The organism is Paenibacillus sp. FSL H7-0735 (assembly GCF_038008505.1).
Lineage (GTDB): Bacteria > Bacillota > Bacilli > Paenibacillales > Paenibacillaceae > Paenibacillus_AQ > Paenibacillus_AQ odorifer.
Window position 1 is genome coordinate 1,524,225 of sequence record NZ_JBBOZH010000001.1, and the last position, 23,299, is coordinate 1,547,523.

General features: G+C 42.8%; 21 protein-coding genes. 18 read left to right on the forward strand and 3 right to left on the reverse strand.

Going from position 1 to position 23,299, the window contains the following annotated elements; translation table 11 throughout:
• Nucleotides 1-4 precede the first annotated feature (4 nt).
• From NSS82_RS07010 to NSS82_RS07025, 4 genes are all read left to right on the forward strand, one after another.
• Nucleotides 5-2,233, forward strand: a complete 2,229-nt coding sequence (locus NSS82_RS07010; RefSeq protein ID WP_076272061.1) for a hypothetical protein — start codon at nucleotides 5-7, stop codon at nucleotides 2,231-2,233.
• 18 nt (nucleotides 2,234-2,251) lie between these two features.
• Nucleotides 2,252-3,232 carry a TadE/TadG family type IV pilus assembly protein gene (locus tag NSS82_RS07015; RefSeq protein WP_076272060.1) on the forward strand — a complete coding sequence of 327 codons (981 nt, stop codon included), beginning with the start codon at nucleotides 2,252-2,254 and terminating at the stop codon, nucleotides 3,230-3,232.
• 25 nt (nucleotides 3,233-3,257) lie between these two features.
• Nucleotides 3,258-3,767 (forward strand): A24 family peptidase, encoded by a 510-nt coding sequence (locus NSS82_RS07020; protein ID WP_076272059.1) that lies wholly within the window; start codon nucleotides 3,258-3,260, stop codon nucleotides 3,765-3,767.
• 63 nt (nucleotides 3,768-3,830) lie between these two features.
• Complete coding sequence (locus NSS82_RS07025) at nucleotides 3,831-5,363, forward strand: DUF6382 domain-containing protein (RefSeq protein WP_076272058.1); 1,533 nt, start codon at nucleotides 3,831-3,833, stop codon at nucleotides 5,361-5,363.
• Nucleotides 5,364-5,390: 27 nt separating this feature from the next.
• Here NSS82_RS07025 and NSS82_RS07030 read toward each other — a convergent pair whose 3' ends face one another.
• Together NSS82_RS07030 and NSS82_RS07035 are read right to left on the reverse strand one after the other, a co-directional pair.
• Complete coding sequence (locus NSS82_RS07030) at nucleotides 5,391-6,293, reverse strand: TIGR01777 family oxidoreductase (RefSeq protein ID WP_306031458.1); 903 nt, start codon at nucleotides 6,291-6,293, stop codon at nucleotides 5,391-5,393.
• Between the two features lie 48 nt (nucleotides 6,294-6,341).
• A complete protein-coding gene (locus NSS82_RS07035) occupies nucleotides 6,342-6,803 on the reverse strand; it encodes a DUF2621 domain-containing protein (protein WP_036681700.1) in 462 nt (153 codons plus the stop codon).
• 172 nt (nucleotides 6,804-6,975) lie between these two features.
• On the opposite strand from NSS82_RS07035, the gene NSS82_RS07040 reads away from it, so the two are divergent.
• From NSS82_RS07040 to NSS82_RS07105, 14 genes are all read left to right on the forward strand, one after another.
• Entirely contained in the window at nucleotides 6,976-8,085 is a 1,110-nt protein-coding gene (locus NSS82_RS07040) for a deoxyribonuclease IV (RefSeq protein ID WP_038569120.1), read from the forward strand.
• A gap of 65 nt (nucleotides 8,086-8,150) precedes the next feature.
• Nucleotides 8,151-9,050 (forward strand): formyltetrahydrofolate deformylase, encoded by a 900-nt coding sequence (purU, locus tag NSS82_RS07045; protein ID WP_036681703.1) that lies wholly within the window; start codon nucleotides 8,151-8,153, stop codon nucleotides 9,048-9,050.
• A gap of 175 nt (nucleotides 9,051-9,225) precedes the next feature.
• Nucleotides 9,226-9,975 carry an SAF domain-containing protein gene (locus tag NSS82_RS07050; protein ID WP_076272056.1) on the forward strand — a complete coding sequence of 250 codons (750 nt, stop codon included), beginning with the start codon at nucleotides 9,226-9,228 and terminating at the stop codon, nucleotides 9,973-9,975.
• Nucleotides 9,976-9,987: 12 nt separating this feature from the next.
• A complete protein-coding gene (locus tag NSS82_RS07055; protein ID WP_076272055.1) occupies nucleotides 9,988-11,052 on the forward strand; it encodes a hypothetical protein in 1,065 nt (354 codons plus the stop codon).
• On the forward strand, nucleotides 11,049-12,494 hold the full coding sequence (locus NSS82_RS07060; protein WP_076272054.1) for an ATPase, T2SS/T4P/T4SS family: 1,446 nt from the start codon (nucleotides 11,049-11,051) through the stop codon (nucleotides 12,492-12,494). Before NSS82_RS07055 ends, NSS82_RS07060 begins: the two co-directional genes overlap by 4 nt.
• Before the next feature lie 12 nt (nucleotides 12,495-12,506).
• Nucleotides 12,507-13,556, forward strand: coding sequence for a hypothetical protein (locus tag NSS82_RS07065; protein WP_076272053.1), 1,050 nt, complete (start codon nucleotides 12,507-12,509; stop codon nucleotides 13,554-13,556).
• Nucleotides 13,557-13,567: 11 nt separating this feature from the next.
• Complete coding sequence (locus tag NSS82_RS07070; RefSeq protein ID WP_076272052.1) at nucleotides 13,568-14,437, forward strand: hypothetical protein; 870 nt, start codon at nucleotides 13,568-13,570, stop codon at nucleotides 14,435-14,437.
• Between the two features lie 57 nt (nucleotides 14,438-14,494).
• Nucleotides 14,495-14,704: a hypothetical protein gene (locus tag NSS82_RS07075; protein ID WP_036681712.1), complete on the forward strand. Its 210-nt coding sequence runs from the start codon at nucleotides 14,495-14,497 to the stop codon at nucleotides 14,702-14,704.
• Nucleotides 14,705-14,709: 5 nt separating this feature from the next.
• Nucleotides 14,710-14,853, forward strand: coding sequence for a hypothetical protein (locus NSS82_RS07080; protein ID WP_155288092.1), 144 nt, complete (start codon nucleotides 14,710-14,712; stop codon nucleotides 14,851-14,853).
• Nucleotides 14,854-14,868: 15 nt separating this feature from the next.
• A complete protein-coding gene (locus tag NSS82_RS07085; RefSeq protein WP_036681716.1) occupies nucleotides 14,869-15,249 on the forward strand; it encodes a hypothetical protein in 381 nt (126 codons plus the stop codon).
• Nucleotides 15,250-15,269: 20 nt separating this feature from the next.
• On the forward strand, nucleotides 15,270-15,767 hold the full coding sequence (locus tag NSS82_RS07090) for a hypothetical protein (RefSeq protein WP_076272051.1): 498 nt from the start codon (nucleotides 15,270-15,272) through the stop codon (nucleotides 15,765-15,767).
• Between the two features lie 36 nt (nucleotides 15,768-15,803).
• Nucleotides 15,804-16,472 carry a hypothetical protein gene (locus NSS82_RS07095; RefSeq protein ID WP_076272050.1) on the forward strand — a complete coding sequence of 223 codons (669 nt, stop codon included), beginning with the start codon at nucleotides 15,804-15,806 and terminating at the stop codon, nucleotides 16,470-16,472.
• Between the two features lie 5 nt (nucleotides 16,473-16,477).
• Complete coding sequence (locus NSS82_RS07100) at nucleotides 16,478-18,739, forward strand: PKD domain-containing protein (protein ID WP_076272049.1); 2,262 nt, start codon at nucleotides 16,478-16,480, stop codon at nucleotides 18,737-18,739.
• A 12-nt stretch (nucleotides 18,740-18,751) separates the two neighbouring features.
• Nucleotides 18,752-22,546 carry a hypothetical protein gene (locus NSS82_RS07105; RefSeq protein ID WP_076272048.1) on the forward strand — a complete coding sequence of 1,265 codons (3,795 nt, stop codon included), beginning with the start codon at nucleotides 18,752-18,754 and terminating at the stop codon, nucleotides 22,544-22,546.
• 88 nt (nucleotides 22,547-22,634) lie between these two features.
• Here the strand turns inward: NSS82_RS07105 and NSS82_RS07110 are convergent, their stop codons facing one another.
• Nucleotides 22,635-23,267, reverse strand: coding sequence for a hypothetical protein (locus NSS82_RS07110; protein ID WP_036681725.1), 633 nt, complete (start codon nucleotides 23,265-23,267; stop codon nucleotides 22,635-22,637).
• Between the last annotated feature and the right edge of the window lie 32 nt (nucleotides 23,268-23,299).

The following is a 23,299-nucleotide window of genomic DNA, read 5'->3' on the forward strand; positions in this document are numbered from 1 at the left end:
TTTAATGAAAAGTAAATTTACCGGTTGTCCTGCTAAGGGCAAAACAGAAGGCTCAGTTACAATTTTTCTAATCATGGTGCTGGCTTTCGTCTTTCTTTTTACTGCTGTGCTGATTGATTATGCGCGAATTGCTGCGTTCAACGTTCAGGAGGAACGATTAGCGAGAGCCAGTGTCCGCTCTGTTATGTCTTCATATCATGTTGAATTACGAGAGAAGTACGGTTTGTTTGCATTTGGTGATAGCAATGGAGATATGCTGCTGTCCAAAGTGCTCAATGAAAATTTGCATAAAAGTGGGCGGGGGGATACGTTCAATCTCTTACCCTTTGCACTGGAATCCTCCTCCTTGGAATGGAGCCGGCCGCTGGGAAGTTATGATGTTTTTCGTCATCAAATACTGGAAGAGATGAAGTATAAGGCTCCGGTAGATTTCGCCTTGGAGCTGGCAGGTAAATTCAAACCGCTGTCAGGCGTAATGGCAGAGACCTCAAGAGCTACCGAATTACTTAGTAAGCTGCAACCTTTATATGATGAACGTGAAGAGAATTTGGATCTAATGTTAGAGCGGAGAAGCCAAGCGGCGGAGAGTGGAAGAAGAATACTGCTATGGATTATGAATCCGCCCGGGGATTCTATCTCGGCCCATTCGCTCGGAAGCATGCAAGCAGCCGCGGATATACCAGCACAGTATAGTGACTATCTCGGGAAATATTACGACGATCTGTATCGTGATAGTAAAAAGCCTGCAAAGTACACTTATCAGTTGGCACTTTATCAGAGCCGAACTTCAGAGATGTTATCGCGGCTCCCAGCCTTATTAACAACCTTTCGTGAAGAACATGGACAATCAATGGAGGAAGCGAAGGATGCGTTAAACAAGGCGCAGCAATTGAATGACGAGATGAGAGATGTTTTGGCAGCTTCCCGAATAAGTGGCGTAAATCTGGCGGACGATCCTGCTAAAGACTGGGATATTCCGGGAAGTTCAGGGGAAATAAGTGCTGAGCCACTTAAAAAGCTGCATGAACAGGAAGATGCCTTGATCCTCTCTTCGGCTGACATTAGTAGTATGGAGAATAGTTTATTTATGCAACAAAGTGTGTACGAATCCATTGAACCGACGGTAACAGGATTGTCAGCAGAGCTGCATGAAGCTTTGGGAGTCAACGGCGATTCCTACCAAATGATTTCCTCTGTTCTAGGGGCTTCGCATGTAGTGGACAACTATTATAAAAAATACGGTAAGAAGGGAAGTGTTATCGCTAGTGATTTGGCTTTTCTTGAACAGCATCGCAGCTCGGATAAAGCACGTAAGCAAGTAGAGTGGGAAGCCAAATCCAAGCTGGACGAGGTTAGAGCACTACTGAACAAGATTAGAATGCTAGGTAGCGGAGCGGCAGCTTCGATGGAACGTTATCAAATCCTTCATCAATTTTATGAGGACAATGTTTCATTTAACAACGGATTGGAGTCTCAATCCTCTGATAAATCTGAAGTATCCTCAGATCCCTATGCTGCTGGAAGTTCGGCGATGAAGGATATTGACGGGATTTATGCAGCAATGAGTGGCATTATGGGGGGCGCTAGAGACAGGCTTTTTCAAACGGAGTATTCCGCGCTTTATTTTCAGCATTTTGATGTTTCAAAGTTAGCTAGTCTGGCACTGAATTCTCTGGAAGACACTAGTGAGCTCACAGATCAGCTTGATCCTCGCGCTCAGGAGCTGGAATACATTTTATACGGATTTCATAATCCCGCGGGGAATGTGGCCGCAGCCTATGCCGAAATATTCGCGATGAGGTTGTCCATTCGCACGATGGAAGGTTTTATAGAGAAGGCAACCTTGGGAAATCCACTGGCTGTTCTAGCGGCGGCACTGTTGTATGGAATCCAGCATGCCATTCAGGATATGTTGCAGCTTTGTGAGAAGGATGCGATTCCTTTATCTAAATATATGCCGGCGCAGCTGACTTACCGTGATCATCTGCGACTGTTCATGATAATGCATGGAGGCGGGGAAGTGCAGCTATCGCGGATGCTGGCTCTGATTCAACTGAACACAGGAATAAATCCAGAGGAAAGAAACACCTATGTATCATCGGACATTAAGCTCCAAATGCAGTTATGGTTTCTGCCAGGTGTAGTTAAAATGTTGAATTATACTGCTGGTTTTCCGGGAGATGTACAAGGGAATAAGTATCTGAGGGCAGTAAAAGCTGATTATTCTTATTAGCGGGAGGTTGGTAAGGTGATGGGGGATGGGTATGGAATCAGAGGGGAGGACAAGGAAGAAGGTAGCATGGTAGTAGAAGCGGCGATGATTCTTCCGTTCTTTCTGCTATTCGTCCTGTTCCTGATATCTATCGTACAGATGACCTTGTATTCGACAGCTTTGCAAAGTACAGCATCAGACACTGTAAAGTCTATTTCAACTCATATGTATCCTGCGGCTTTGGCGGTGCAGAAATGGGGAACATCCAGCGAAGTAAGTGATGATTCAGGGTGGGATGACAGTGATCATTCTGCTGGCCTGAATTGGACTATTCCTCGCTTGTCACTTACTGATTGGGGCAATAGTTATGCTGAGTCTTTACCCAATCCGTTAAATGAGTGGGTTATGTCCGCTTTAGAAAGTGGTGAGGGACCGTTGCAGAAGCTTCAGGCAGAGACCAGTGAAAGTGTACTTGATCTTGCGATCAAACCTTTATTGAAACCATACCTGACATCAGATTTACTGGATTATGAGCGAATTCATGTATCCAATGTTATGGTGCCGGAGCTAAAAGAGGGTACTTGTCCATACCTTGGGCTAGTGGTTAGTTATAAGCTGCCGATGAAAGTCCCTTTTCTAAACCAAAGTATTGTATTAGAAGCAAGTGCTGTTGAACGTCTCTGGATCGGGGATACAGGAGAAGGCACAACCAAGGAGGGGAACGGTACTGGCCAACCAGAAGAATTCATTGAAATCTTAGAAAAGCCGAACCCGGCTGTAGCGAATAAGCAAGGCAAGGTTCGTGCCAGAATACCGCCGGATGCTTCTGCCAGCTTGTCAGTCTTTTATAAGAGCGGAGGCAGTACTGCCAAATATTTAGGCTGGAAACAAGCGGATGCAGATGGATATATCGAGTGGGAATGGAAAATTGGCGTAAATACCACACCGGGCTCGTGGCCGTTTGTTATACAACTGGATGACGGTAGATCTGTTGAGGTTATGTTCACAGTAGTGAAGTGAAAGGGTGGAAAAAGGAGTGTAATAAATGGCAGAGTGGGCATTTTGGGGATGTCTACCGTTTTTAGCAGCGGCACTAATTACAGATTTAAAGTCGATGAGAATACCAAACTGGATCACCTTGTCAGGCTTTTTCACTGGTCTGCTTGCACAAGGGGTGATAAATAGCTGGCATGGACTGCTGAGGGCTTTCGGGGGAGCTGCTGTAGGATTTACAGTCCTTCTGATCATGCATTTAATAGGGACGGTTGGCGCGGGGGATGTTAAGCTTTTTGCTGGAATCGGCGCGTGGACAGGGATGTTTTTTACGCTGCAAGTCGTGATGTACTCCGTACTATTTGGAGCTTTAATAGGCTGGCTAATTGTTTTAAAGAGACGGGAGGCGATCAGTCGTTCGCGTAAGATCATCAGCAGAATTTCTGGATTCATTTTATGGAAGAGCCCGTTACTATTAAAAAATAACGATAGTGAACTGTTGAAATTCCCTTTCATGCTGGCTGTTATCCCTGGTTCCATATGCGCTTATCTATACTTTTAGTTCGGGAGCTGATGTTTGTTGTTCGGATTAACCCATGATTTTATACAACAGGATGGTATATATATGATCCTTGGTGAACCCGAAGGAATACCTGCGGAGAAGCTTAATTTGATTCAGGCACGCATGCTGATGAACACCGACATTCCTCATCATTTGAGGCTGTTACTTAGAGAAATAGATATGAAGGTTACTATGGAATACGCTGTTTTACGCAAAAAAATGCTTAGTCATCTACTCAAAGGAGAGAAGCTAAGTATGAACTCGTTTTACGGGTTATTGCTGCAAATTGCCCAAGGCATGGAAGATGGCAGGTTATATATGCTGCGGGCGGAACAGTATGCTTTGCATGCAGATTACATTTTTATTGAAGGGTCGTTACAGAGCGGTAAAGTATACCTAACCTACATACCCATTCAGGAAAATAAGTCTGGTTCAAAGCTTGGAGAGTCACTCAAGACACTGATTATGGTGTTAATGGCATCTATCACAGAGCTTACTGGCAGTGGTGTGCAAAGACTATTGCAATATTGCAGTGAAGAGGGATTTACTCCAGCTGGCTTAAAGATTCTTTTATCAGAGTTGCTGACAGAAAGAGAGCCCGTTACACCTGAAAGACAGCTTCATGAAGGCGTAAAAGAATATCTAGTGAAAGAGGCAGCAGCTCCACCATTAAGAAAAATATATGAGCATCGCGAAGATAAGGAATTGGAGCTGCAGCCGACTGCTACTCCTTGGATCAGCAGCTATCCTAATCTTAAGATAAAAGAGGAGGAGAGCCTGTCTCTAAGCTTGGAGGATGAGCAGGTAACGAATCCACAAGCCTCAAGCTCAAGAACCTATATAGTGCTAGGGTTTCTATTAGGCGATGCACTACTGTGGAAGTTTCTATATTTGGATAGTCCCAAGCCGTTATGGCTTGCCGTCTGTGGAGTTGTGACGATTGTATTGGCTGTTTTAAGCTGGATGGTTTGGAGCGGAAGGCTAAAGGTTGGTAAAGAAGATGTTGATGGCCTGGGTGAGGATTCTGAAGATACTAACTGTAATCCGAGTCGAAAAGAATTGGAGTGGAATTTTGGCAGGAACCCTGTGACTTCTACGCGTTCTCCAGCAACAATTCCAAAGATAACTCCGCAATCCTCGGATTCAGCAGCTAGCGTTCCGGCGACACGTTATGAATCACTAGCAGAGGAACAAAGTTCTGTTAAAGCACCAGAAGCAATAGCTCCAACAACCTTATTATCACAGGAGAAACCGCCTGAGCAAGGACGACAAATCGAAAAGCTGGATCGGAGTATTCCTTATCTCCAAAGAAGCGGTGAGGAGGGCGAAGAGGCAGAGATGATCGAGTTAAATCGAACTAGCTTCATTATCGGCCGATCGGCAGAGGTGGCTCAATATGTGGAAAGATCAGAAGGCGCCTCTAGAGTACACGCTGAGATATCTAGAAGCACCAGCGGATATATTCTGAAGGATCTTGACTCCAGAAATGGAACGCTTTTTCAAGGTGAAGCCATGGTCCCGTATAAAGAGTATCCACTAACAGAGGGGACCACATTTAAAATTATAAAAGGAAGCTACACATTTCATACAGTATGAAGGTGAGTTCTAACGATGAATGTGGCTCTACAATTTTTGTTTTTTCAAATCTTCTAAAGCGACTTGAAGTGTAGGGAAGGTAAAGTCAAAGCCATGATTTAATGCCGCTGCGGGCAGGACGCGCTGACCTTTAAGTAAGATTTCGGATAATTCTCCGACTGCTGTTTTTAACAGGAAGGCTGGTAAAGGGAACCAATGCGGCCGTTTGTAGACTGTGCCGATCGTTCTGCCGAACTCTTCGTTCGTTACCGGATGTGGAGCAGTCGCATTAACAGGTCCGTTAATCGTTGGATTTTGCGTACAGAAATCAATTAGACGGATGATATCCGTCAGATGGATCCAAGAGAGCCACTGCTTTCCAGAGCCAATGTTTCCGCCAAAACCTAATAAATAAGGCAGCTTCATTTTGGGGAATGCTCCGCTCTCATTGCCGAGCACAACTCCGGTACGCAGCTTGACCACGCGGATATCATGGTAGGTTTCATCTGAAGCCTCTTCCCATGTCTTAACTACTTCTGAAGGGAAATCCATGACCTGGGCTGGTGAGGACTCATTAAAAGTATCCTCTAAAGAGGTACCGTAAATCGCCACGGCGGAAGCCTGAATGATTACGGAAGGCTTTTGCTTCATTTGATCTACTAACTTAGCTGCTGCGGAAACGGTTGCAAGTCGGGATTGCATAATCGCTTTTTTGCGACTTGGACTCCAGCGCTGGCTAAGGGAAGCTCCGGCGAGATTAATTAGGGCAGCTGCATTTTCCACTGGAGCGGGATTAGAACTTAGACTGTCCCAGGTGTGGTAACTCAGCTTAGGATGAATTGTTGTTGCGTCTTTTGGTAAATTCCGACCTACAATAGCAACTTCATTACCTGCTTGCAGCCAGTATTTTGCTAGTTCGCTACCTATAAAACCGGTGCCGCCACATATCACATATTTCAAAGGAGGGCCTCCGTTCTAAATCGTACAATTCATTAAAAATTACTTAAACAAATGCTGGTAAGCAGAGTAATCGATTTTATTCTTTTCGAGAAAATTGACAAGAAAACGGTTATCGCGCCGCGGTGTGGCAACTATGTAACCTTTAATACAGTGATCGCGAGTAACTTCTTTTGCATTGCTCTCGACTGCGATTTTTCCGATCTCGGCAGCAATAGAATGCTTCGCAATATCACGAAATGGCCCAGGTACAGGTTGAACAAGCTGGTCCAAAAAGGCCTTTGTTTCGTCACTCCAGAGCGGGCGGCTACGTTCCACCCAGTAATTTTGCCAGTCTAGCTTTGACTTTCCATCAGCTTTGGGCAGGACCTTTAGGAATTTGCGGAACATAAAAAAACCGCCGATACACATGGAACCAAGCAGCATAAATGTCCAGAAAGCGATAGAGTTCATAAACCAATTGCTCGGTGTGGATAATAAACCAAGTCCTGATTGGATAAACATGCATACACCACCTTTTGGCAATGAGGATTCTCACACGAATTATTCTCATATTAAAGTATAGCTTATTTCCAAAGTTTTGCGAAGCAGAACCCGGCATATTGGCCTCGTCTAGATTTATTTTTCCGATCACGGTAGAATAGGGGTTAATTCGTGAAGGAAGGAGGGAAGAAGTATGCTGAAAATAGGTTCACACGTGTCTTGCTCGGACAAGGGTCTTTTGACCGCAGCAAATGAAGCAAATGAGTATGGTTCCAGCTCGTTTATGATATATACAGGAGCGCCGCAGAATACGCGCCGCAAGCCGATTGATGCCATGTATCCCAACGAAGGGAAGCAGGTTATGAAAGAGAATGGTGTAGAGGAGATTGTTGTCCATGCACCTTACATTATTAATCTCGCTTCCTATAAAGAGAATACGTATCAACTGGCTGTTGATTTCCTGCAAGAGGAAATTCGCCGTACCCATGCACTTGAGGTCAAGCATATTGTATTACATCCAGGTGCGTTCACTGATAAAGATGCTGAATATGGTATTCAGCGGATTGCAGATGGTCTGAATGAGGTGCTTGGAGGCACGAACGAAACGGAAGTGCATATCGCTTTAGAAACTATGGCTGGTAAGGGAACAGAGATCGGCCGCAGTTTTGAAGAAATCGCTTCTATTATTGCTAAGGTCGAACATAACGAACGTCTGTCGGTCTGTCTTGATACTTGCCACATTCATGATGCTGGCTATGATATCGTTAATGATTTGGACGGTGTTCTCAACAAATTTGATGAGACTATCGGATTGAACCGTCTTGGTGTAATCCACATTAATGACAGTAAAAATCCATGTGGCGCTCGCAAAGACCGTCACACTCCAATTGGCTCGGGTTGGATTGGCTTTGATACGATTAACAAAATCGTACACCATGAAAAGCTGGAAGGTCTGCCTTTCATTCTGGAGACCCCATGGATTGGTAAGGATGCTAAGACACAACGTCCGATGTATGAGGTGGAGATCGCTTTGCTGCGTGGTAATGTAGCTGAACGGTTTGGAGCGGAATTCGTGCAGGATGTTGAAACATTACGTGAATTTTTTGCCAAGCAGGAGATCGATTCCCGTCAATATGTACTTAATGTCTGGGAGCTGCTGAAGAACGATGCCAAAGCTAAAAAAGCTGATCCACGTGAACCACTGGAGCGTCTATACGATGAAGTTGTCGCTGCCCAGCTGTTCCCGCAGCTAAGCGAGGAAGCTATTAATCATCGCTTAATTGCTTGGTTAGCAGGCAAATAAGTGCTCGTGAACGCTTAAGCTATACTTCAGATTGCGTATGTAGATGAGAGGATGGGAAGAGGGTCATGGAATTACACGTAAAAAGAAACAATTCGTCAGGTGTCGAGCATTATTCCAACCGGGCACGTATGCTCATTTCCTGTCCTGACGGACCGGGAATTGTGGCGGCTGTATCACACTTTCTGTATCAGCATGGCGCAAATATTGTGCAGTCGGATCAGTATACGATGGATCCAGATGGTGGAATGTTCTTTATGAGAGTCGAGTTTGACCTACCTGAATTAGGCGATCGTCTGGAAGAGATTCGCTCTCAATTTGGCGGAGTGGCGGAGCGTTTTAAGATGGACTGGAAGATCTTTAATGTCCGTCATAAGAAGAAACTTGCCATATTCGTCTCTAAAGAAGACCATTGTCTTGTTGAACTGCTCTGGCAGTGGCAAGCGGGCGATCTCGATGCCGATATTGCCCTCGTCGTTAGTAACCATTTGGATATGAAATCTTATGTCGAGTCGTTTGGCATTCCATTTCATCATATTCCAGTCACAGCGGATACTAAGGCTGAAGCAGAAAAACGCCAGTTAGAGGTCATCGGAGACGATATCGATGTTATTATATTGGCACGGTATATGCAGATTATCTCGCCGTCCTTTATTGAGCATTATCGCCATCAGATCATTAATATTCATCACTCTTTCCTGCCTGCCTTTATTGGCGGCAATCCATACGCCCAAGCGTATCAACGTGGGGTGAAAATTATCGGGGCAACTGCTCACTATGTTACTGAAGAACTAGACGGTGGACCGATTATTGAACAGGATGTACAGCGGGTAAGCCACAGTGATGATGTTATTGAGCTGAAACGGATTGGACGTACCATTGAACGTGTTGTTCTGGCTCGTGCGGTGAAATGGCATATCGAAGACCGGATTCTCGTCCATCAGAATAAAACTGTAGTATTTAAATAAAGGTATTCTCCGGTGAAAGCAACGGTTATGCCCGAGGGCTTTCACCGGAATCCTTTAATTTAATAGTTCACTAAATCTCTATCAGGTAAAAAAGCATTTTACCAGCAGCTTGGCTATTTATGCCAAGGTGCTTTTTGTCGTTCTCAAAAATCATGTAGTTAAGGAGGTGGAAGGTTTGGCGTTACAGCGGGGACGTTTGTTAAAACGTAATTATTTTTTCGCAAGTCTCATTTTGATTACTGGATTCGGGGGATTGCTAGGTTATGATCTCTATTTCAAGCCCTACGTGCTTTCCCAAACCGTGGTCAAAGTTAAGGTGCGAGCTGGGGAGTCTCTACCTAAAAATTATGAGCTGAAAGCAAGTGATTTATATCTGGATTCTGTTCAGACCAAGGACATACCCTCTGGTGTAATTACGGAAATCGCACAAGTGGAGTACAAAATTACGAATGTGAATCTGACTAACGGTAGTATTTTGACAGCATCACTGGTGGATGTTAGTGATTTAGAGCCTTTGCGGGATGAAGGTATATTTCCTATTCCGAAGGAGGCCATCTATGCCATTAATGGTTCGTTGCGAAGCCGGGATAAGGTAGACATTTATCTTGTAGAAGGTGATCGAGAGAAGCAGCGAGAGGCGCTCGTTTCAAATACAGGGGAAAAAGAAAACGAGGAGCAGGTGAAAGAACAAAGCTGGCTTAGCGATCCTGCTAAAGAGATCTTTTTATCTGGAGTTACCGTGAACTATGTGCGAACAGAAGACAATAATGATGTGCAGGATTCTGAGAAAGGTAACAACAATAACCGATTCACTTCTACTGGCAAAGTGGCGACACCAGAATTGAAGCTGAAGAAAAGTGAGGGTCAAAGGCTAGGACAATTTTTGGAGCAGGGCAAAAAGCTGTGGATCGTACGGGTAGAGTAGGGGGGGATTGCCTTGAAAATATTTAGTCTGGGCATAGATCAGTTAACGATTAATGATATCAAAAACGCGGGATTTAATGTAGTTACACAAAACGTGTATCCCGATCCGGCGCATACCGAAGGTCATATGTTAATGGTTACTAGTGACCAGGTATCTGTTCAAGCGCTTAGCGAGCTGCGGCACAAATATTCAAGTTCTACGATCCTGTATTTATATCTGCAAAAGGGAATTCGCGGCTATCAAGCTGTGCATATGTTATGTGAAAGCTTAGGTCTATATTTTATTCCTCCTCGTTCTACCTCGTCAGCAGTGCTAGAGAAGATTCGTTTTATCCTGGAAGAGGATGGCGAGGAACGGAGCAATTTGGTTGGCTTTTTTGGCTCAGGTCCAGGCATTGGTTGCACAAGTGTGGCGAAGCTGTTCGCAAGACGAATTGCTGCGGCAGGTCTACGTGTTCTTGTACTTGGTTTGGATCTATATGATCCCGGGTATGAGCGCAAAGCTACGATCAGTCTAGACAAACTGCGCCCCAAGCTTACAGGGAAGATGATTCATGATGAAGATTTCCAGCAATTGATTAGACAGGATGGCTATTTGTATCTACCGGGAAATTACGACTATTTAAGTGTTCAGGATTATCTGGAGGAGGAGATCGAATATTTCTTGGCTAGAGCTGGAGCAAATGCAGATGTGGTTATTGCTGATTTCGGTTCAATTCCCGAGAGTGCTGCGTGGTATGTCGGTATGCAAAAGTCGTCGTTACGCATGATTGTCACTCATCCTAAACATGAATACAGATTAGAACCTCTTTTCGAGCTTACGGGGCATATAGATCTGCGTCCGCATGATTTCCAGCTGATCATTAACCGCAGTAATGTGGAGGAAATATCTTCGTCCAAAAATATGGCCCTTAGATTTGGCACTGAAATCTTGCTGGAGTTACCGTATTACCAGCCCTTGCAGGAAAGCTTGCCTCTAGGCAAAAAAGAGCTGCAGCATGTGGATGATAAGGTACATTCTCTATTGGTGTCGATGGGATTAGCGCCAGAGGCCAAAAAGAAAGGGATATTTCTATGATTGAAACTCTCGCGAGTCGTCCACTCTTTTCTCTAAAACAAAGCGTGTTACGCACTAGCAAACCGGGCAAGGAAGATTTTTATGCTTTTTTACAAAAAATGAAGACCGAGATGAACGAAGGATTAGAACGTGAGGATGACGCTTACTTCGAGCTAAATGCAAAGGCATTAATTGGCGATCCGCAGGCAGTTAGCTTTTTTATGAATGAAATTGAGAAGTACTTACGAAAAACACCTTTTACTGGAAAGGTTCCAGAAGCGTACCGAACGGCGGCAGAGGCCCTGTATCACGAGTGGAAGGGTTTTGGACCAGCGTATCGTTGGTTTACGGATCGTGCATACAGCGAGTCAACCGGATTACAAATGATTGGGAAGCAAATTTTTTATAACCATAAAGGTGAGTTTATAGCTTATCCGTATGAGATGCCTTCACTGGATCGGGTCGAGCAGCTGAAGCGTTCCTTGCTAAAAAGTGATCCCAATAAAAAGCTGAACAAGGATAATCCTTCGGTGGAGTTCAAAATGGATGATCCGCTTTGGCCAGGTAGATTTATTCGGCTTGCGATTTGGGTATCACCTAGGGTCTGGGAGGGTTTTACTACGATATCACTGCGGCGACAGGTTGTGGAATTTCTGGATTTGGAGGATCAAGCGGGTACGGAATGTATCCCTGTGGAGGCGGTTGAGTTCATTCGGGCGTTATCGTCCACGTTTCGCAATACCATTATTGCGGGTGCTGTAGGGTCAGGGAAAACAACCTTTGCCAATACGATCGTTGGTGAGCAACTGCTTGGCTCTTCCTCCTGCATGGGAGTGGTGATGATAGAGAAACATCCGGAATCCATTTTACCGTATCAGATTAAAGGCCATCGGATTATTCCAATTCAAGCTGCGAATGAGGAACTGATGGAGGTGGGAGTAGAGTCGCTGCGGCATGACCCGAATATTTTGTATATGACAGAGATGCGTTATAACGAGTGGGAATTTTATTTGTGGAGTGGGGAAAAAGGATACGACGGGATTACCGGAACCTTCCACACTGTGGATTCGGAGGACATTCCTTATCAAGGTGCATTTGCTGTATCCACAAGAATTGGCGGGAGTCTTAAGGGGCATTTGATCTCTGCGCTGAAATCATGCGAGCTGGTGTTTATTTTGGAGAGTGTTCCGAACGGGAAGAAGCGGCTGGCGCGAATATCAGAAATCTTTTACGAAGAGGATAGAAATTCAGTGTTTGCTAATGATCTTATGCGCTGGGAGCCGCAGGAAATGTGTTGGTCTTACAATGACAAGCTGACGAAAAATCTGATGCTGAAAATGACTAAGAAAAATGCGCAGGCTACGCAGATTGTCCAAAAAGAGCTGGGACGACTTGCTTCAACAAAGCCGATGGATCAGCCGCTTAAAGAAAGCTTGAAATCTAAGATAGTACTTAATGAGTGAGGAGGTGCAGCTATGGATTTACTATTGTATATTTTTCGTTTTGTCCTTCATTTATGGATTGCGTGGGGACTGTGGTTACTCACCAAACTGCTCATCGAAAGGCATTTACGGCAGGTAGTCCAGAAAGTGGATTTTCGAATTAAACATAAGATGAGTATTTTTGGCAAAAGAGTCAGCTCGGTTAAAAAAAGGCTGTGGCTCTACCGCCATCTGGACAAGCTTCTCTATTTCGTACACCGGAAGTATGAACCGGGCATTAGCGTTATGCGTTTTGTTATGCGTACAGCCATTTTGTTTATTGCGGTTTTCTTATCAGGACTACTGACACTTAGTGAGCTCCCTGGAAGGTTGCGTTTTAACAATCCTTTTTTGGAGGGGATTACTTTTAATGAGGGACAGCCGATTCAGGGGGCGTGGAGATTTCCGCTTTTTATAGCTGTAATATCTGCGACGATTCCTTATTTTCGTATGAGATACATCTATGCACAGCGGAAGGTACATGGAAGCTACGATCTCCTCGATGTAGTCAAAATCTCCACCAAATTCACACATTTGTCGGTAGATTCGATCCTTGATCGGACAGCGGATTTTCTTACGGATAAAAATGTACTAAAGAGCCCTCTGAAGCTGCTAGGTGCCGCATTTTCTAATTACAGTAATGAGAAGGAGCTTGTTGAGGAGGCAGGGAGATTCTCCAGCGCGATTGGCACCACCTTCGCTTTAGAGTTTATATCAGATTTGCTCTATGCCGAGAAGGAGGGAACCCGTTATTTAAAAAGCTCGCTAATGCTGTTGAATCGTTCTATGGAGCAGCAGAGAGAGACGATTTTGACTGTAAAAGCAGGAAGTAGAGATGCGATCAGCCTTGGCTTATATGGGAATCTTCTGGTGCTGGTATCTACGGTTGGAACCTTTATGTATATGCTGAAGCCCGATGTCTATTTTCAACTGCAGTTCGAAACTACGGCAGGTCTTTCCTTTTTGATGGTGATCGTCTCCGGCCTTTTTATCTCTTTTGTGATCAGTACTATTCTTGCCAGACCCAAACTGGACTACCACTAAGGTGATGAACTATGGATAGATTATTACTACTAATTACAGTGATCGGGATCGTGTATATCGCATTACTTGTGTTTGTGAGCAGCAGCAGTAAGCAGGAACGATATCTTGTCCGACTGGGCATACGGTGGAATGCGCTGGGTGAACGCGTGCAGAGTGATAGATTTCAGCAATTATTGAATGAATGTGGTTTATCAATTTCAGCTCGAAAAGTTACGCTATTTCGTTATTCAGCGGCAATCATCTATTTATTTAGCCAAGTCGTCAGCAATTTCATCCGATCTGTTCCTTTTTCATTCTATGACCCTCTAATTGCTCTACTTATTCTCGTAATCAGCAGTCCGATGCGTTATCTTCCGCTTGGTTGGGTGTTGGCGTGGCTTCACCAAAAGACGAATATTCAAAAAGATGGCGAGTTGATCTCCTTCATTCGCCTCTATGAGAATAATCGCCTACGTAAGCGCGGATATGTGCAGTTTGGTGCTTTTTGTGGGAGTACAGCGGGACATTTTCAATATATACGTCAGGACTTGTATGAGCTGTCAGAACGGGCAGTAGATGAGGGTGTGGAGGGGGCGATTGAATGGTTTTGTGCCAAATTTCCGGATAACCATCACTTTATTAATGACATCCGGTCCATTTTACTGGCTACAGAAGGTATGGATGATGACACGGAAGCTGCAAACTATTTGCGTGAACAAGGCAAGATTATCTCCAAAATCTCCAGCGATCAGTATTTAAAAAAATGGTCATTCATCGGTGATCTATCGACGATTATTAATGTTATTCCATCGATTGCTACTTTTTTGATGATCGTTGCGATGGCGATGCAGTACATTTTGCTAATCAAAGGAAATTTTAATGGAGTCGGCATGTTCCAGTGAAAAATTGTATATTCAACCTTATTTTTAAAACCTAAAATAAAAAGGGAGAAATTAACAATGAAAAAAGACGCTATTTCTACAGGTTTGTTTATCGCTATCGGTTTTTTGTGTGTGGCCATCGTAATTGCCATTTTGATTCCTCTGGTGCGTGACGTGATTAATGCTGCCGATGATAATAGACCGACGATCCCGGGGGTATCTCTAACTCAACCGCTGGTTCCTAGCCAAACTGCTGTAACTATGTCCATGACTCACGTTTCGGTATAAATCAGATGAAAAAAGACTCTATTTCCGTCGCTATGTTTTTGGCCATTGGATTTATAATTGCGGGGATGTTTGTCACGGTAGCTACGCATATGATCGGCAGCAGTCAGGACGACATCATCTCACATACTAAGCAAGTGGAACAGTATTAGAAGGAGGCGTATCTAATGAAGGAGACTGTCCTCCGGGCATTGTTCATGTGGCTAGTCCTGTTTATTATCCTGCAGCCTATCTTCACCTACATAGATTATCTGCTAGATTTACAGGTCAAAGCTAATACGTCCTATATCACACAAAAAGCAGCAACAGAGGGGATGGTTACAGCTTCTATGCGGAATGAAGTAATTTCAAATCTGAAGGCGATTGGATTTTCTGAAGCTTCGATAGAAATTACGAGCAGTACAGACACCGTTCAAGAGCGAAAGCAACGAATTGATGTGTATGTAACCGCGCCGCGGATAAATCTGTTTCCTTATAATTTTTCTACGGTTTCGCAGCCGACTCGATATTATGGGCATGGATCAATTATGAGTGAGTATCTCGATTGACTAAGGGATGAGCGTAATTTATGGATTACATTATTAAGCTGGCATTTGTCCTACTGATCTTTATCTACTCCTGGTTCTTTCAGATCCAGAATCAGGAGTGGGACCAGCTGCGCAGCATGTTAAAAGACGCAAATAATATCGCTGTTCACGATGCCGCACAGGAATTAGATGAGACCGAATTGACTCGTGGTCGTCTGATTATAGATCCTACAGAAGCGTACGATACTTTTCAGCAAACCCTACAGAACAATCTAGGCCTTGATAGCGGCCTTTCCCCCCAAGGGGGCAGTCGCTTTAAGACACAAGTAAAGATTGTGAAATTCGATATTATTGACGATTCCGATGGGGTGACTTTTCCACTTTTATACGAGGATAGCGAATATGGCATAACCAAATACATCGCAGGTCCTTCGGTTATTGCCGTCATTGAGACGGAGCACCCGGTTCTGATCTCCAGATCCAAAACACAACAGCCCATCAGGGTACCAGCAGTTCAGGAGTATAAGTTCAATAAGTAATAAAAATCCAATTAAAGAAAAGGGAGAGATTCAGTGATGAAGAAGACCATTGTAAGGGCAGCTTTGACTACGACAATGTTATTTAGCATGGTATTGGGGCAGAACGTGATTACTAACGCAGCAGCGGTTACACCAGTAGCCACGGCTACACCAACAGCTACATCAAAACCTACTGCTACAGCAAAACCTACTGCTACACCAGTACCTATTATGAGGGATAACTTAAGTAAGTATGGTTTGAAAAAGGATTTGGAGTTGCCGGTTACGGTTACGGCAGGTGGGCTTAGTTATACGCTGGAGAAGTTTATGATTTATGATTTCAAGTCAAAAGATGCACAAAATCTAGTGAAGAAATATGATTATGATTCATTTAGTGCAATGGTTAGTAATCCTATGTACCTCATTTGGACTAAAATCACAATTATAAATAACAGCAACAAAACAGTAAAAAGAACATTGGATGATCATAAAGAAAAATGGACTTTAACTCTTCAGAGATTTGGGCAAATAGATGAAATTTGGCCTACGACCAACGCAAAAAAATATAATAATAAAGAAGCGCTTTATTATTATAGCCTTAAGCCAGGAGAGCAATTATCTACTTACCAAGCTTATTTATATGATCAAGACATTAATTATTTTGTTATTCGGTTATTTCATGACGGTGGATTTGATGAGAAATTCGTAGTTAACTCTCAGGGGTAGTAGGTATGAAAAAAATATTTATCTCAAGCATTTGCCTTCTGTTACTTATCCCACTTATGACATCCATTTCTTCAGTACATGCAGCCGAGACGAGATTGACCTCGCTTGCTATTCCTATTACTACAGGTTTGCAAGGGTCAAACAATGCAGCTAAAGATTTTTATTTAGAACTTCCTAGTGGAGTGTCTAGTTCATCATTCAAGATAGGTACTTTAAAATACAGTGGATCTAATGAAAAAATGAGCCTATCTTTGGAGAACTCGAAGATTAAAGTTACGTTAAAGGGAGTCTCTAATCAAAAATATATTAAAGGTGTGCAGGGTTATAGAGCTTCTTTTGAAGAACCGTATAAAACTGAAATCTATAATTCAATTTGGTTATATTCAGACGGAAGAAGATGGCAAATTAATGAGTACAGTGAAAAAAAGGATAGTATGGTGACATATGATAAGCCTACTGAGGATGGATATCCATCCAAGAATCCACCTGTAACCTCAGTAACTGCAGGTCCTTATCAAGAAAAAGATTACTTAAAATGGTATAACGGATCGAAAACCGAGATTATAGAATCTGAAGACATTATTCAGTCTACTATAAAGCCTAAATACACCAAAAAATCTCCATATGGAGAAGATCCAAGATTTAAAAATGGAAGAGTAATTATAAACTATACGATTCCTATAGGTGTTCCTTGGAAGGCTGAAAGTAATGATGGTTTAACTGGAAAGGCAGAAGGACGAAGATATCTAGCATTCGCAGAATATTATTACACCGCAGACGCCAAAGTAACCACCTACAGCTACGGGGGAACAGTCAGCTTTGAATACGGTCTCCCAGATGAAGCTACACTCACAGGTTCTGCAATTCTAGAACAACCTAATCCAAACCCAATTAAGTTTGATAATAAGAACGTGCCAGTTAAAATCGCTTTGAAGGGCGAATTGCTATCCTATAAAGATACTTCGAACATTTCAGAGTGGATTTTTTATGCCAAAGAGAAAGGTAATGAAAGCTCACTCCAGACAAAAAAGGTGTATACCAAAACCCTAACGGCAAACGAAACTTTCAAATTTGAAATTCCAAAGGAGAAAGTGGCAGGTAAAAGTAACTACAGTCAAGAGTACGAACTAAGTATAGTGGTGAGATTTAAGAATGAAGTCGTGACCAAAAGAAGTAAGTTCGACTCGTTAAAAGAATCTTTTACAGTCAAAGCAGGAGTGTATACAACCTCAGATCCTCCGGGAGGAGGGTTTCCAGGTCCTACATCACCGCCAGAACTACCGAGAGAGTTAAAACCTCCAGTAGCTCTTATAAATGCACCGAAAACTGTAAAAGCAGGACAAGAGTTTGTAGCCAGTGCAGCAGGGTCGTATGACCCTGATGGTTATATTACGGATTACTTTTGGGATACGCCTAATGCTAAGGGAGAATTGAGCACTTTGCCAAGGGGAACGCTTTGGTATGATAAAGACCATTTGGGGGAACAAACACTTGCTTTGACTGTAATAGACGATGACAAAATGACTGGAAGTACTAGCACTGAGATCAATGTCATCGAGCCAAAACCAGATGCATCTATCAGGGTAGATGGTACATTAAAGCAAAATCGAAAGGTTATCATACAAAGTTACGTTAGTAGCCCGACTCACTATCCGTTAGTAGATGCTAAGACTAAAATCACCATCACAGCCGTATCAGGTGGAACGAATTCTGATATTAAATATAGCGGATCCCTGAACGGAGTATATAGCAAAGATGTGCTATTCAAGAAGCCAGGGAAATATAAAGCAACCATTTTTGTGGAGAATACATTAGGGCTAACTGCGAGAAACGAAACAACTTTTAATATAGCACCAGACCAGAAACCTTTTGCGTACTTTACGATGGCTAGAACTGCGTATCGTAATCCTTCAGATGGTAATCAAGCGACCATATCAATAGATGATATGTCTTACTCTCCAGATCAAGATATTGTGGTTAGTAGGCTTTGGGAATACCGCTACGATTCAGATAACAACGGTAGTTTTACAGGTGAGCCATGGGCTATTTTTAGCAATGAGAATTTAGATCGTTTGAATCTCAAGGTAAAGGAAGTCGGAAAATACGAAGTAAGACTAACTGTATTTGAAGAGTTTGGTCAGCCGACTATTGCTGAGTTTGTGACGCAGGCTGATCGGCAATCCATAGATTCGGAAGCTACACAAAATGTAATCGAACGAATCTTTACGGTTAAAAATCAAGCACCTGATGTCGATTGGTCATGGTAGAGAGGATTAGAGATGCGGAAATTAAAAAAAACAATTTCAACGTTTATGGCCCTTGTATTACTACTTCTTTCATTCCCTGAATTTTATTCGGGGAGTGTTAAGGTAGAGGCGGCAGGTGACCCAAATATCGTCAATTTTATGGATATTCGTCTTGAAGGATTTAATAAAACAACTCCTTGGGAGCCTGCTATGGGGAATATAGGATCTTTGAATTTGAATATGCCTGCTATGACCCTAACCAATATTACTTTTAATCTAACAACAAGAATACTGCGCTACGATTATGTACCTGATGCGCCTGTAGTTTTAACATCAGGGGATATTAATTGGTACTATGATACGCAGCGTACTAGATTTCTTAATATTTACAGTTATATGTACAGGACAGATGGAAGTGGTAATACTGATTATGCTACTGATGCCTCATGGAGAATTGAAGAAATGCCACCTGTGAAAAGTTCGGATAGTCTTCAGTTTAACCTTGACAGAAATACGACCGCTTTTTATGAAAGTTATGCTTATCCAACGAAGTATGGAATTCCAAAAGCTCTTAAAGTCGCACTAAGAGCAAGTGATGCGCAACACCAACCTAACGAATGGATGAATGGTTGGCATAACAACGTATATTATGATTGGGATAACATACCTCTAATAATAAATTCAGCACCTACGCTCACAGTGACTACACCAAGCGAGCAGCAGCTACTGAATGAGCCAGGATTCAGTGGTATGAACATCGAGGGATATGTTCGAGATGTGGACAATAATGATCTAGTCGTTAGTGCTGAAATCCCTAATGTGTTCTATAAACAAGTCAATATCCAACAGGCATTAAATAATAAATGGTTTTCCATCCCAATAGATGTTTTGGCAGACGGAATTCCTCCTGGACGGCACAATATCATTATCAAGGTTGTGGATCCTTATAATTATAAGGATGAGAAATCGTTGGTCGTTAATGTATCCTATAGGCTTAGGAATAAATCCTTTATATTGATTAACACTCCTATAGACATATCAACCACATACAAGGACTATGAAGGAGATTTTAAATATCAAGAACGCTATAGATACGATCATAACCCGTATTTCTTCGATAATTCGATGGGTATCATTTCGGATAGTGGGTTATGGCGTTCAGAAAGGTATACCTCCTTTCCATATAGCGGACTCTATAACGCAACCTTTCAAGCACGAGATAATCCTAAAAACGATGACCGATTCGATGACTATCGTTTATGGAGTCGAGATAATTTATCCTCAATGACCTATCATGTTCATCGGAAGCCCATTGCATTGTTTGCTGCCAAACTGGCGTGGGGATCTCTTCAGCTAACAGATAGTTCCTACGATTTGGACCACATCACGGCTGTTAATAAGGGACTTATAGCTTGGCAATGGCAGTATAAAAAAACTGATTCTGGAATATGGACAGATGGTCAACCGCCAGCTCAATTACCGAGTTCTGGACAATATGACATACGCCTTAGAGTACGTGATGTCGATGGCGAAAATGGGTTAGGGGTCTGGAGCGACTGGTGTGTAAGGACGGTGGGGGCTGCAGGTAATCTACCTCCCGTAGCGCTATTTACTGTTGATCCTAATATTGTTTCCTATCGCAAAGCTACTACCATAACAGACAAATCGTTTGATCCGGATAATGATCCATTAGATATGTATTACTGGACGGTTATCAAAGATGGTTGGAACAAAGTTTGGGAGCATTGGGGTGGAGCTACAACGCCACCTAATATCGCAGCTTTTGGAATCGGTAATTATCAAATTAGTTTACAAGTGCATGACAACCGAGGTTTATGGTCAGATTGGTATCGCCAAAATGTCCAGGTGATTAATCACCCACCCGCAGCAGCATTTAACATGCCAGCTGAAGTATATCGAGATACTGTAATTACAATGGATAATCTAACACCAGATCCTGATGAAGATGGAGATTCGCTTGCTTATTTATGGTACGCCAAACTCAACAATAGTCCTTATTATTATGCTGGCAGTAACCGGAACCAATCTTTGACGATACGAGATCTTATTGCTGGAAACGGAATTTCACCGCAACAGGCTATATCAGAAGGATGGGAAATGCGCCTTAAAGCAACAGACGTACCTAATCCCTCAAGTATTGGAGCTTTATGTTCCAATGCAACACGTGTATTTACTGTTAAAAATCATGTTCCAACAGCTGCTATTAATGGTCCATCGGCATTATTCCAATATGATACCCGACAATATACATCTTTTGATGAGGATGGAGATCCCTCAGATCTCGCTAGTCTGCAATACTTCTGGAAAGTAACAGATAGTGATGGCATTACGCAATGGTTTCGAACTCCTAATATTGATGTTGATTTTCCTGAGTCCGGTATCTATACATTGGAACACTGGGTTATCGATCAGATCGGTGATAAGTCTAATATAGCTACGTTGAAGGTGAATGTTACTAAGAATCTAGCGCCCTCGATGACATTGATAACCCCGTCGGGAACCGTAACCAATCCATCCGTAATAGATGCCGAAATACAAGGAGATCCATTAATTAAATGGAATTATACAGATCCAGAGAGTGATCGGCAGGAGAAGTACCGTTTAGAATTTTTTTCAAAAGACGGACTCTTAGTTAAGACAGTTGAGAATCTTGACACCACAGGTCAGCTGCGGCAATATCAACTCCCTAACCATACATTCAATCGATTTGAATACTTCACTGTATATGGGCGGGCTTATTCCAAGTTATCCTGGTCAGAAATATCTAACGAAAAAACGTTTATCATCGACAATCCGCCGCAGCCTGGATTCACACTAATCACGGATACAGGTAGAGATGCTGCCAAAGAGCCGATTTATCGGACGGATCTTCTTAATATCAAGAGCAAAGCGACGGATCCAGACATTCCAAAAGGAGATACGATCAGCTATAAGTATGATTTGAAATCATCCAACGGGACGTACGGATTGGCTAGTACTCAAGCTGAATTTACGAAGAAATTCACCTCAAATGGCGTCTTTACCTTGAAACAAACCGTTACGGATTCTCTAGGACTGTATCGAGAGATATCTCTGATTATCACCGTAGCCAACCGTAAACCGACCGTAACGATAACGTACCCAACAAGTACTGACTCAAGTAAGCCTATGATCGCAAGTACGCTTACACCAATCATCAAGTGGGATTATCAAGATGAGGATGGAGATGAAGAACAGCGGTATAAGGTACAAATTATCAACTTGGCGACAGGGATGGTTAAGGTTCAATCTGGCGAACAAAATTCAAGTGCCAAACAGTGGCAAGTGCCCGCGGGAATATTGGTTGAGAACGAAAAATATGCCGTGGAAGTGGAAGCTTTTGATGGTTATAACTGGAGTAATATCTCAGCGCGTAAATATTTCATGGTTAATCTGCTGAGTATTAAAGGTGGGGTCCAGCACACAGAGGAATGGAATAACAACCGTAAAGGCTACAATTTGAACAAGAGCGGTAATGAGGAGAGTCCAAGAGGCTACAATGTGTTTTGGGCAGGTGAGCGATTTATATTGCAAGGGATAGCAACCGGTCTACCTGATACTGTTGAGGTAACGATGACGGGAGGTTATTCTACGCAACTAAATCCAACGAACAGTGACAAAACCTTGTGGACAGGCGAATTATATGATCCAGCATTTGTGAAACTTCCCGATGGTCCAGTGAAATTTACCTTCACAGCTAAGAATGAGTACAATACCAAAATAGATACAGTTACTGTTGTGATCGCTGGCGATTGGTCCGAATATTTTCGGAACCATCGTGTGAAGTAATGATATATCTACGACTTTATCCTCTTTTCATCTAAAAAGGGCTACGCGGAAATACGATCCGCATAGCCCTTTTTTTACGAGCAACAACTTATATAACTCCTTCAGTCCGTTCTTCATTCATTCTCATCATTCTTGTCGCAACGGAAGGTGTATGTAAAGGTATATTCGTCGAACGCGCAGAGGCTCTTTGAGCTCTACGCACATAATAGGATAACTTGCCGCTGAATATTTTATGGGAACAGAGTGAAAGAGCGAAATCCTCCGGGGTAACAAAGCAGGAAGGCTTATTCACAGGCTGAACTGCGGTATTTTCAAATAAGGAAGCAACAAAATGAGAGCAGAAATAAGCGTTCTCTCGATCTATTTTAACATTTAGAAGTACGCCGATCAGGCCTAAAAGATGGTATTTATAACGTTCCTGATTTTTCATCATCCCTTGGACATGATTGTACATGGCATCGTATTCCGTGGCACTAACACGTAACTGATAAATAGAGCAATTTGCGCTGCTATAAAAAGGGTGAATGAAATTTTCTTGAATCAGACCCGCGACGAATGGATTGTGCATTTTTTTTCTTCCGAAGCTGTACACCTCACGTAGTTCACTATCAAAGGCGATCGAAGCATGGTTCAGATCAGCTTTTGTAAACCACTTAATGAAACCACTGAAGGCTGTACCTGTACCGGTAAGCACAATATAAACATCCTTTTTCGAAGTCATGTTCAGAATTCCTTTCCACTTGGAGATATTGG

Excerpts from the sequence above, each read along its gene's own strand:
- NSS82_RS07010 (WP_076272061.1), top strand. The coding sequence starts at position 5 with ATGAAAAGTAAATTTACCGGTTGTCCTGCTAAGGGCAAAACAGAAGGC.
- NSS82_RS07015 (WP_076272060.1), top strand. The coding sequence starts at position 2,252 with ATGGGGGATGGGTATGGAATCAGAGGGGAGGACAAGGAAGAAGGTAGC.
- NSS82_RS07020 (WP_076272059.1), top strand. The coding sequence starts at position 3,258 with ATGGCAGAGTGGGCATTTTGGGGATGTCTACCGTTTTTAGCAGCGGCA.
- NSS82_RS07025 (WP_076272058.1), top strand. The coding sequence starts at position 3,831 with ATGATCCTTGGTGAACCCGAAGGAATACCTGCGGAGAAGCTTAATTTG.
- NSS82_RS07035 (WP_036681700.1), bottom strand. The coding sequence starts at position 6,803 with ATGTTTATCCAATCAGGACTTGGTTTATTATCCACACCGAGCAATTGG.
- NSS82_RS07040 (WP_038569120.1), top strand. The coding sequence starts at position 6,976 with ATGCTGAAAATAGGTTCACACGTGTCTTGCTCGGACAAGGGTCTTTTG.
- purU (WP_036681703.1), top strand. The coding sequence starts at position 8,151 with ATGGAATTACACGTAAAAAGAAACAATTCGTCAGGTGTCGAGCATTAT.
- NSS82_RS07060 (WP_076272054.1), top strand. The coding sequence starts at position 11,049 with ATGATTGAAACTCTCGCGAGTCGTCCACTCTTTTCTCTAAAACAAAGC.
- NSS82_RS07065 (WP_076272053.1), top strand. The coding sequence starts at position 12,507 with ATGGATTTACTATTGTATATTTTTCGTTTTGTCCTTCATTTATGGATT.
- NSS82_RS07070 (WP_076272052.1), top strand. The coding sequence starts at position 13,568 with ATGGATAGATTATTACTACTAATTACAGTGATCGGGATCGTGTATATC.
- NSS82_RS07075 (WP_036681712.1), top strand. The coding sequence starts at position 14,495 with ATGAAAAAAGACGCTATTTCTACAGGTTTGTTTATCGCTATCGGTTTT.
- NSS82_RS07080 (WP_155288092.1), top strand. The coding sequence starts at position 14,710 with ATGAAAAAAGACTCTATTTCCGTCGCTATGTTTTTGGCCATTGGATTT.
- NSS82_RS07085 (WP_036681716.1), top strand. The coding sequence starts at position 14,869 with ATGAAGGAGACTGTCCTCCGGGCATTGTTCATGTGGCTAGTCCTGTTT.
- NSS82_RS07090 (WP_076272051.1), top strand. The coding sequence starts at position 15,270 with ATGGATTACATTATTAAGCTGGCATTTGTCCTACTGATCTTTATCTAC.
- NSS82_RS07095 (WP_076272050.1), top strand. The coding sequence starts at position 15,804 with ATGAAGAAGACCATTGTAAGGGCAGCTTTGACTACGACAATGTTATTT.
- NSS82_RS07100 (WP_076272049.1), top strand. The coding sequence starts at position 16,478 with ATGAAAAAAATATTTATCTCAAGCATTTGCCTTCTGTTACTTATCCCA.
- NSS82_RS07105 (WP_076272048.1), top strand. The coding sequence starts at position 18,752 with ATGCGGAAATTAAAAAAAACAATTTCAACGTTTATGGCCCTTGTATTA.
- NSS82_RS07110 (WP_036681725.1), bottom strand. The coding sequence starts at position 23,267 with ATGACTTCGAAAAAGGATGTTTATATTGTGCTTACCGGTACAGGTACA.